The 7,585-nt window shown below is 47.2% G+C and carries 8 protein-coding genes and 4 pseudogenes; 6 read left to right on the top strand and 6 right to left on the bottom strand.

What is annotated here, in order from left to right; all coding sequences use genetic code 11:
- Nucleotides 1-427: DUF1731 domain-containing protein (locus DXZ20_RS11110; RefSeq protein ID WP_163703467.1), on the top strand; the 427-nt coding region annotated here is incomplete at its 5' end.
- A 12-nt stretch (nt 428-439) separates the two neighbouring features.
- Here DXZ20_RS11110 and DXZ20_RS11105 read toward each other — a convergent pair.
- Nucleotides 440-1,012, bottom strand: a complete 573-nt coding sequence (locus tag DXZ20_RS11105) for a thioredoxin family protein (RefSeq protein WP_163698185.1) — start codon at nt 1,010-1,012, stop codon at nt 440-442.
- Nucleotides 1,013-1,065: 53 nt separating this feature from the next.
- Between DXZ20_RS11105 and DXZ20_RS11100 the strand changes: the two genes are divergently transcribed.
- Nucleotides 1,066-1,470 carry an NIL domain-containing protein gene (locus DXZ20_RS11100; RefSeq protein WP_006516691.1) on the top strand — a complete coding sequence of 135 codons (405 nt, stop codon included), beginning with the start codon at nt 1,066-1,068 and terminating at the stop codon, nt 1,468-1,470.
- Nucleotides 1,467-1,943, top strand: a complete 477-nt coding sequence (locus DXZ20_RS11095) for a hypothetical protein (protein ID WP_163698183.1) — start codon at nt 1,467-1,469, stop codon at nt 1,941-1,943. The genes DXZ20_RS11100 and DXZ20_RS11095 overlap by 4 nt, the downstream gene beginning before the upstream one ends.
- 1,043 nt (nt 1,944-2,986) lie before the next feature.
- Here the strand turns inward: DXZ20_RS11095 and DXZ20_RS11090 are convergent.
- Complete coding sequence (locus DXZ20_RS11090) at nt 2,987-3,883, bottom strand: alpha/beta fold hydrolase (protein ID WP_163698181.1); 897 nt, start codon at nt 3,881-3,883, stop codon at nt 2,987-2,989.
- A 150-nt stretch (nt 3,884-4,033) separates the two neighbouring features.
- Between DXZ20_RS11090 and DXZ20_RS11085 the strand changes: the two are divergent.
- Together DXZ20_RS11085 and DXZ20_RS11080 are read left to right on the top strand one after the other, a co-directional pair.
- Nucleotides 4,034-4,228, top strand: a pseudogene (locus tag DXZ20_RS11085) (cytochrome ubiquinol oxidase subunit I); the annotation flags it as partial.
- Between the two features lie 286 nt (nt 4,229-4,514).
- Nucleotides 4,515-5,177, top strand: a pseudogene (locus DXZ20_RS11080) (cytochrome d ubiquinol oxidase subunit II).
- Between the two features lie 304 nt (nt 5,178-5,481).
- On the opposite strand, the pseudogene DXZ20_RS11075 reads toward DXZ20_RS11080, so the two are convergent.
- The 4 genes and pseudogenes from DXZ20_RS11075 to DXZ20_RS11060 all read right to left on the bottom strand — a co-directional run.
- Nucleotides 5,482-5,700, bottom strand: a pseudogene (locus DXZ20_RS11075) (transposase); the annotation flags it as partial.
- A 69-nt stretch (nt 5,701-5,769) separates the two neighbouring features.
- A pseudogene (locus DXZ20_RS11070) lies at nt 5,770-5,839 on the bottom strand (Uma2 family endonuclease); the annotation flags it as partial.
- 40 nt (nt 5,840-5,879) lie between these two features.
- Nucleotides 5,880-6,149 carry a hypothetical protein gene (locus DXZ20_RS11065; RefSeq protein ID WP_006516662.1) on the bottom strand — a complete coding sequence of 90 codons (270 nt, stop codon included), beginning with the start codon at nt 6,147-6,149 and terminating at the stop codon, nt 5,880-5,882.
- A 4-nt stretch (nt 6,150-6,153) separates the two neighbouring features.
- A complete protein-coding gene (locus tag DXZ20_RS11060) occupies nt 6,154-6,321 on the bottom strand; it encodes a hypothetical protein (protein WP_163671239.1) in 168 nt (55 codons plus the stop codon).
- A gap of 178 nt (nt 6,322-6,499) precedes the next feature.
- Here DXZ20_RS11060 and DXZ20_RS11055 point away from each other — a divergent pair.
- Nucleotides 6,500-7,585: UvrD-helicase domain-containing protein (locus DXZ20_RS11055; protein WP_163703466.1), on the top strand; the 1,086-nt coding region annotated here is incomplete at its 3' end.

Below are 7,585 nucleotides of genomic sequence, written 5' to 3'. Positions count from 1 at the left end.
ACTTGTCATAATCCGTATTGGGATTGTATTGGGCATGGGCGGTGCGATCGCAAAGATGATCACCCCCTTTAGACTTTATGCGGGCGGTCCCATTGGTAGTGGCAAACAATGGTTTTCCTGGGTGCATCGTGACGATCTGGTTAGCCTATTTATGCAAGGTTTAACCGATGAAAAAATGTCCGGTGTTTACAACGGTACAGCCCCTCATCCTGTGCTCATGTCTGAGCTATGTGATGCCTTAGGTAAAGTGATGAACCGGCCCTCCTGGTTACCCGTCCCTGACTTTGTCATTGAGACTTTGTTAGGCGATGGTGCAGTGGTTGTGCTGGAAGGTCAGAAAGTTTTACCAGAGCGCACTCAATCCACCGGATTTTCCTTCGCCTATCCCAAAGTGGAGCCCGCCCTGCGAGAAATAGTAGTGGAGTAGAGTTGTCTGCTACTACTGCACTACCTGTGCTCCATGACTCCGGGGATCATCGGCTGAACCTGACGGCTCTAAAGCAGTTTCCACATCCGAGGTTTGTCCCTCAGCCTGGGCATACGGCAGCTCGTTTCCAGCGACTAACGCTGTCAGGTTCTCTGCCAGGACTGCCCTTGGAATTTCACCAATGGCTGCCCCGGCATCGTTCCCGGTCTCAGTCAGAAATGCAAAGTGGGGGATGCCATCTACCCGGTAGTGCAACATTTCTGGTAGCCACTTATTGTTATCCACATTCAGCATGACGAAATTCACATCCTGCTGAAACTCACTTTTGAGTTGCTGTAAATCGCCAGCCATGGCCTGGCAGCTAGTGCACCAATTAGCATAAAACTCCACTAGAGTGGGTTTTCCATTGGTGATCGCCTCATTTAGCGGTACAGATGCTTCTGCCATATCTGAAAGAGACGCCGAGGGGGTACGGGTTTGCAGACCCAGGACCACGGCTACACTGAGCACCACAGCTACACTTACCACCACAAAATTTCGCAACCGTTGCCCTAGACCACCAGCTTCAGGGGAGTTAACCGACATAGAATAAAAAAGCGCCCGTGGCGTCATTACAGCGTCTTCTTTAGTCTAGCGGAATGAAAAAGCGTGTTACCCTGACCTTTCCAAAACAGACAGTGAATATGCCTATTACCTATCGGCTGGCGAAGGATTTTAATGTCGCAGCCAATATTATTCGTGCACAGGTGGCACCGAATCGAGTGGGTAAGGGAGTAATCGAGCTATCTGGTGACATTGATCAACTAGATGAAGCGATTGAATGGATGCGTAACCAGGGCATTGGCGTGTCCCTATCTAGTCGCGAAATTCTCATTGACGAAGACCTTTGTGTCCACTGCGGTCTATGTACAGGCGTTTGTCCCACAGGTGCTCTCCGATTAGATCCCGAGAGTTTCAAACTCGTTTTTAACCGCGCTCAATGTATTGTGTGCGAGCAATGTATTCCCACATGCCCAGTCCAGGCTATTTCTACTAACCTGTGATGACACTGATAAAAAAATTGCCTTGGTTGTCGTCACTGCTTTTATTACTGGCCTATATGGGCTTTGGTGCCTTTTTGCATTCTCGTCACAGCTCCGACTTTATCTGGTGGCTAGCAGTCATTTATGCAGTACTGGAATCAGCATTACTAACCATCATTTGGAAACCCTTACGCAACTTTTTTTTGCTTGGGTTTAAATCTGATATTGGCTATACGATCATGGCTTTGGTCATCGCCTCCCTAGCTGTAGTTGTTGTGTCCTGGATTCAGATTTTTGTCTATTTCCTCGTAATGTTAGCAGCAGCACTTTTACTACGGGTAGAGCTACTGATTCGCGATATTGGGAACAATTTAGCCTTTGTCACAATTCTATTGTTATCCCTCATGGGACTAGCACTGAGTCGATTGACGACAGAGCTGATTATGGCGCATGGCAATATGGATCCAACCATCATTGGACTATGGACACTATAGGAATCGGCATACGCCAAATCGCGTAGGCTTTGCTTTAAGCGATGCTAATAACAGCACAAGCGTTTAACTGTTGCCCCTACCTCGTGAGCTTCATGCTCTCGGGGTACTTTTTTATTTAAAAGATGCAATGCTCAAAAAATGCATCCCATAGGTGACACACCCTTAACAAAGTACACAAGCCAATAAGCTATAGAAGCAGTATCGCCAATAGCGGTAGAAATGGACGCTCTATAAAGCGTCACAAAAATAATCGTTCAGTAGTTTTCTTGAGCGATGCTAATAACAGCACAAGCGTTTAACTGTTGCCCCTACCTCGTGAGCTTCATGCTCTCGGGGTATTTTTTTATTTAAGAACAACTAGCAAAGGGATGGTCGTAATTCGACCCAACTAAACAATAACTATATAGTTATTGTTCGTAGTCTTTAACAAAGAGCCAAATATAGGTGGTAGATGCACCATAAGAGTATCATAGCTCACACGACTGAAACCCATGCTGTAAATAAATTATGGACACTATAGGAATCGGCATAGGCCAAACCGCGTAGGCTTTTTTTTAGGCGACTCTAATAACAGCACAAGCGTTTAACTGTTGCCCCTACCTCGTGAGCTCTACGCTCTCGGGGTACTTTTTTATTTAAAGGTAATGGGTGAGCCAGCATCACATTTAAGAATGAGAGCAGGGTGAATGCGTTATGGGATTAAGGGGGAGTCGCTGATGGTTAATGGGGGTACTGCGCGATGCTTGCAAGCTAAGACCAGTTTGCAAGCGTTATGAACGGGTAAATACACCATAAGAGTTCCGTGACTAGCACAGCTAGAAATATCGCTGTGATGGCATTATGGACACTCTAGAAATCGACACAAAAATACAGCGTTTAGGGAATTGTCTAAGCGACTCTAATAACAGCACAAGCGTTTAACTGTTGCCCCTACCCTGTGATACACCTTGGTGTTTCCAGGGTACTTTTTTATCTATTGAGCCGTGAAAGCGGAGAGGCTCTGTACACGCCTACAAAGTTGCAAGGAGGGCGACTCAGCTATATCAGGATTTGATTAAGCTGGTTGCCGCCTTCCTTTGTACCCATTCGGTGATTAATGAATTCACCAGTTCGGGTGCTTCATCTTGGGGACAATGGCCCACTCCTTCGAGTGGCATGAATTGTTCGACGACTTCATATTTGCTGAGTTCCCGACCTAGTTGAATGGGTTCCCACGGATCAGCCTCACCCCATAGCATCAGCACAGGACAGGACAGCTGAGGTAACAAATCTTCAGGCAGTGGCCCCTGGGAATAGCTGATAAAGGCTACGAATACATCCACAGCTGCAGGATCGCGAGCGGGCGTCAGCAGTAGCTCAATGAGTTCATTGGTAACGGCCTCTTTGCGACCATAGGCCTGCCTCAGAATATTTTTGAGTGTTTTGGGCTTGGCTAAGCGAGAGAAGAAAAACTTGCCAATGGGTTTGTAGTTGAGAATGGCCTGGATGAGGGGTGTGGGTGCACTGCGATACCAGGGAAGGGTGGCACGTTTACGATCGTGCAGTAATCGCAAGGAGCAATCAAGAACAACAAGACCGAGAACCTGGGACGGAGCCATGGTAGCGGCTTGCATAGCCACGATACAGCCAATGGAGTTACCTACGAAAAAACCAGGCTCACCAATGATCTCCCGACAAAAATCGATCACTTGCTGCCCCCAGGTTTCGAAAGTGTAGTTGATGGGGGCACCGGGTGTGGGTTTAGCAGACTGGCCATAGCCGATCAGGTCAATGGCATAGACGCGATGGCTGTGTCCTAAGTCAGGTAGGTTTTTGCGCCAATGATCACTGTGGGCTCCAAAGCCATGGATTAGGAGTAGCGGTGGTCCTTGGGTTCCAGCCGTTTGATAACGGATTGAAAAGTTTTGCCAGGTCCAAAAGTGGGTGGTAGGAAGTGTCATGGTGATGTGGCGCGATCGTGCTTTGAATGTCTCTGCCTAGAGCTAAAATCAGGCTAGGTGGATTATTGATGAATTGTTAAGACATATAAAGAAGTATAAGCGCAGATTCTAGTCGGTTCGTTCGCTTGAGTGTACGCGCATTGAACAGGTCTGTATGGATTTTTTTCAAATACGGTGGCGTTATCCCGCACTCAATTTGCTCTGACGGCGATTTTTTATATGCTGTGGCCAGTGCTGACAACAGGCATGGCCATTTATTTTGTAGTTCTGGAGGGCCTTTGGCTACGGACGAAGAATAAGGAGTATTACCACCATGCTCGATTTTGGTCCAAAGTAAGCCTTATTGTCTGATGTATGTCTATCTCTCCAACTCTTCTTGAGTTCTAACTCTCTTTAGCTATCCCTTTGTATCACTGTTTGGTGCTCTGTGTTCAAGACTTTCTTTGAATGACTAAGAGAGCTTTGAAAGCTAAGAGTTGGAGGGGGCTGATACATCTCTTGTTTGAGCTAAAGGTCAAGCCTAAGAGATACTCGGGCTATTTGACAGTATTTGAAAGGGTTTTTGTAAATACTCTTTTGTAAACTCTCAATGGATGCCCTTCTGCATTTTCTCCCGCAAGTTTGATTTGTTATTTTCGCGCTTTTTCTTCTACTTTATGTCATGCTCGATGGCTTTGATTTAGATATGGGTATTCTCTCGTTGACTGCATCAACAGAAAAAAGGATCTCTGTGGATACAGCGGGTCATTTTGTGGGTGGTACTTTTGATTGGCTGGATTGGCGTTCAGCTTTGGTGGCGCTTACCTTGATTTAAGAGTATGTGTTGATTGGGTCTACCTATTTGATTTGGAAGACTGAAGGAGAACTGCAACAAACGCACTATACGACGGCTAAGATTGCGGCTTGAACGACTTTGTTGGGTGCGATCGCAATTACCATTGCCACACCAATTGTTTACCAAAACGCCCGTGAACGACTGTTTCATTACCCCGAAGTTGTTGTCTTTTCTATGATTCTAATTTTGGGTGTATTGTTGGTGGTTTTGTTGCTGCAAGGTTTGAGTCAACAACGAGAGAAGTTGCCTTTTCTTTGGGCAATCTTGATCTTTCTCCTAACGTTTATAGGGTTAGGGTTGATTGTTTTTCCCTACATTATTCCGCCTAGTATTACTATTTATCAGGCAGCAGCATCTCCTAGTTCTCTCGTCTTTATGATCATCTTCATTGGATTTTTGATCCCCATTATGTTGTTTTTCGAGGAAAGGTTAAAGCTCCTATACATGAATAATCATTAAAGGCCTTTCAGTTTACAAAACAGCCGTGACCTTTCAGGTGGTCAAGACTATAAAAACTGAGCTCTGAGCTCAGAAAACCAAAAATCTGCGTCAGGATTCACGATTGAAGCAGCAAAACCTTTGGCTATTGGGTTTGGCTATTGTTGTATTGGCAGCTACCTGTCTATTGCTTGGCGGGGATGCCGATAGGCTGGAGCTGATTGGCAAGGCTGTGCTGTCCATTATCGGACTCATCAGCGAGATCGCAGGGGTCAATCATGGAAAAACACATCATACAGTTACGCATCAAGTGGACAATGCATTATTGCACTGGGGTATTGGTATAGACGGCTTCGATGGCGTTGAGAAAGCCTTTGAGCCCATCACAGCAGGCAATCAGAATATCCTTCAATCCTCGATTTTTAAGGTCTGTGAGCACTTTCAACCAGAATTTGGCTCCCTCCGTTTCAACCTCACCGATCCATAAACCGAGTAATTGTTTCTCTCCCTCTCGGTCAATGCCCAGGACTACGTCAACGGCTCGCTTATCGTGGCTCCCCCATACAACTCCTTGAGCTGAGCCTAGACCCGACTCGCCCAAAATATTGCAACATAAACAGAGAATATTCTTCTACCTTACGGGCATAATCTGTTTCCCAGTTGGTGCTCACCACCTCAACCACCGGATGGATATCACCCAAGGCAAGAACTGAAAGATAACGTCTAACTTCTCCGAATCAGGTCTAATCCGCAAATACCAGCAAAACCGGCAAAGAAGTACGCCGCAAACTGCCCTGGATGAGAATCTATTAACGGGTCTTCAGAGCCAATCAACCGACCAGAGTTATCGCTCGCCGCAAAAATCAGCACAAACGCTATCAGACAAAGACCGATGCCTTTACCAATGGCATATCGTCTACCGACAGAAGATTTAGACTGGATGGACGGCTTCTGCATCGTTGGCTCTCGATGTTTTAACTGCTTGCCATTCATATACCTACTCCTTGGATGCCATCGTAATTAGACCCACACCACCACCCATCAACAGGGCTGCTACAGCAGACACCTCACGATTTGGAATCAGGCTAATCGCCGTAAACAGCAAACCAATCCCAAACATCACACTACCCAGGATCGCAATCATACGTTCAGAAAGATTCATCATAGGCAGTACCTGAAAGCATCTAGAAATCATTGTAGGAGGCAGACCGTTTTTTACAGGATTTTCGACATAATCTAGTTCACATCCAGAACTGTAGTTTTTTGGTATAGGAAACCTCAAGATTTCAGCTTAGATCAGGCTGCGTGCAGTAACCTATGGCTGAGAGTTCCATACCACTCTGATGACTGCCCTTGATCGCAACGCACAACTACAGAAACTACGCGATAGTCTGCGCCCTGGCCAACGTCGCTTGGCTGACTGGCGCGGTGGACCGCTTGCTGTTTCAGCCGTGCCAGGCTCTGGTAAATCTACGGGTATGGCTGCTGGTGCTGCGATCGCAATCTCCCATTTTCAACTCCACGCCCGCAAACAACTTGTCCTCGTCACCTTCACCCGCTCTGCTGCCGCCAACCTCAAAGCCAAAGTCCGCCATCACCTCAAGGCCCTCAAACTTCCCTACAACAGCTTTATTGTCCAAACATTGCACGGGCTGGCCCTCAACATCGCCACCCACAACCCGGAAGTCTCCGGCATCAACCTCGAAACCACCACCCTCGTCTCACCGAACCAAAGTAACCGTCTCATCCGCACGGCTGTAGAATCTTGGATTCATGAAGCACCAGCCCTTTATCATCGGCTTGTGGAAGGCCAAAGCTTTGACGGGGAAGAAACTGAACGATTGCGACGGCAATCAGTACTCCGCACCGAGATACTGCCAGCCCTGGCCTACACCGCTATCCATGAAGCTAAAAGTTCAGGCCTTCAGCCTGCCGACCTGAATCGTATTGGTCAGCAAGCTCCGCCTAACATTTATCAACTCTTAGATATCGCTGCCGGACTCTACGGACAATACCAAACCCTTCTCAGTCAGCGAGGTCTAATCGACTACGACGATATGATTTTGGCTGCACTGAAGGCATTAGAAGATCCAGACATCAGCCGTCGTTGGCAAAGCCAATTCTTTGCTGTATTTGAGGATGAAGCTCAAGATTCATCACCTTTACAGACAAGGTTATTGGCGAAATTGGCGGCCAATCCTGATGTTGACCCAGAAGCAATTGGTTATCCAGATCCCCCAAATTTGGGGGACAGGGGGGGCTCCCCCAACCTCGTCCGCGTCGGCGACCCCAACCAGGCCATTAACTCTACCTTCACCCCTGCCGATCCGGTTTTCTTCAATCAATTTTGTGACGCCAACCGACCTGATCGCCTTGCCACCATTGACCAGGCTGGGCGCAGCACCCCAAAAATCATGGATGCTGCTAAC

It is taken from the genome of Adonisia turfae CCMR0081, from assembly GCF_011009555.1.
In the GTDB taxonomy this organism is placed as follows: Bacteria; Cyanobacteriota; Cyanobacteriia; order Phormidesmidales; family Phormidesmidaceae; genus Leptothoe; species Leptothoe turfae.
This window is presented reverse-complemented; position numbering and strand designations above follow the sequence as displayed.